Genomic DNA, 2092 nt, shown 5'->3' on the forward strand with positions numbered 1-2092 from the left:
CTGATATTGCTTGCCGCAAACCTTAACGATCGGCGGCTTGCCACTCGCCTCGAACGAGTCATAGCCTTCCTTGAGCCGCGCCCAGAACGCATACCAAGGGTTGTCGCGGTGCTTCGCCATGTTCGCGGCCGTCATGCGGAAGGGCAAAGCCTGCACGTGGAATTTCGTCTGGCCCGCGTCGAACGCCTCACGCGCGAGGATGTAGATTTCCTCGATATAGGCATCGGTCATCGCATAGCAGCCGACCGACTTGCAGTTGCCGTGCACCATCAGCGCCGAACCCGTATGGCCGTTCACCTGATCGTGCGTGTTGGGGTAGCCGAGATTGAAAGCGAGGTAATAATTGCTGCGCGGGTTCATCTGGCCGCGCGTGACGGTATAGAACCCCTCGGGAGACTGCCGGTCGCCGGTCTGAATCTTGGGGCCGAGGGTGCCGGACCACGCGCAAATGGGATAAGTGCGAAAATGCTGGAACCGACCGTCCTTGAACTTCCAGACCTCCAGCTCCGACTCTTCCTTGAAGATACGGATGAAGATCGGAGCATCGATCCGCATGCCCTTGATGGCCAGCATCGCCTGGGTCGATGCGGGAAGCTGGCGCTCGCCTGGCGGCACCGCGTTCTCGGCATCGCCGCCGAACCCGAAGAGGTTGAGGCACCCGGTCAGGCCCAGCAACAGCGGCACGACCGACGCAAAACGCAACGCAACTCTCATAAAGCCTTTCCTCTGCGCGGTGGCGCTGTCGGGTGAGCATCGGCCGTCTGGGTTAAAAAGAGGTTGCATCTTGCGTGTGCTTTTTACCGATCGCATCCTGAGGTTGTAAGCCCTTGATTCCTTTTCTGCAACAGAGACTTGGCAGTGATATTGAGGCCAAAATGCGACACATCCCCTCGGGCGCGCCTACCGCGCGGCCGGTAAGGTACGGCCGATAGCGAGGAATTTATCCTGCCGCTGCTTCTTGATGGCCTGACCCTCCTGCGATTCGAATTCTGAAAGGGCGCGTTCGAGCGCGTCGCTCACATTGCGAATGGCTGCCTCCCGATCACGATGGGCGCCGCCGACCGGCTCGGGAATGATCTGGTCGATCACGCCGAGTTGGAGGAGATCCTGCGCGGTGATCTTCATGTTGGTCGCGGCATCGCGCGCCTTGGAACTGTCGCGCCAGAGGATCGAGGCCGCCCCTTCGGGCGAGATCACGCTGTAGATGGAGTGTTCGAGCATCAGCACGCGGTTCGCTGCGGCAATCGCAATAGCGCCGCCCGAGCCGCCCTCGCCGATCACGACCGCGATCATCGGCACGGAAAGCGACAGGCAGCAATCCGTCGAGCGCGCGATGGCTTCGGCCTGACCGCGCTCCTCAGCTTCGATGCCGGGATACGCGCCCGCCGTGTCGACGAGGCTGACCACCGGGATGCCGAAACGATCTGCCAGCTGCATGAGACGGACGGCCTTGCGGTAGCCTTCGGGCTTCGCCATGCCAAAATTGTGCCGGAGGCGGCCTTGCGTGTCCGCGCCCTTCTCGTGGCCGAGCACCATGACGGTGCGACCGTTGAACTGGCCGAGCCCGCCGATGATGGCAAGATCTTCGCCGAAATAGCGGTCCCCGCCCAGCGGTGTGAAATCGGCGATAAGCTCGCGGATATAGTCGACGGAGTGCGGCCGCGCGGGATGGCGCGCCACCTGCGTCTTCTGCCAGGGATCCAGGCTCTTGTAGGTTTCCTGAAGCGCCGTTTGCGCCTTCTCGCGGAGCTTGGCGAGTTCATCGTTGATGGAGACGCCGCTTTCCCCTTCGCCGAGCGCGCTCAATTCCGCGATCTTGCTTTCGAGTTCAGCGATAGGTTTTTCGAAGTCGAGATAGGTGCGCATGGCCATGGAGCTTGGAACGAGAAGCGGGTGATTTTGCCCATTGCCTAGCATGGGCGGCAGGCAAGGGCTAGTGCGCGTTCCGGCGCTGCCCCCTCATTTCCGGGGACCAGTGCAGTGAATTTTACATTTGATCCACACCCGCCGTTGGCACAGGCATCAAATGTAAAATTTGAAAACTGCGCGGAAAAACAACTTTTTGCCGGTGCTTTTCAGGCGCATGCGTTTG

At 60.8% G+C, this 2092-nt stretch carries 2 protein-coding genes; both read right to left on the minus strand.

Annotated features, from left to right (window positions below; all coding sequences use genetic code 11):
* A partial coding sequence (locus T281_RS16930) for a L,D-transpeptidase family protein (protein ID WP_037242340.1) occupies positions 1 to 714 on the minus strand: 714 nt, incomplete at its 3' end.
* A gap of 186 nt (positions 715 to 900) precedes the next feature.
* Positions 901 to 1866, minus strand: coding sequence for an acetyl-CoA carboxylase carboxyltransferase subunit alpha (locus tag T281_RS16935; protein ID WP_037242343.1), 966 nt, complete (start codon positions 1864 to 1866; stop codon positions 901 to 903).
* Positions 1867 to 2092: the final 226 nt, after the last annotated feature.

It is taken from the genome of Rhodomicrobium udaipurense JA643 (assembly GCF_000636015.1).
GTDB lineage: Bacteria > Pseudomonadota > Alphaproteobacteria > Rhizobiales > Rhodomicrobiaceae > Rhodomicrobium > Rhodomicrobium udaipurense.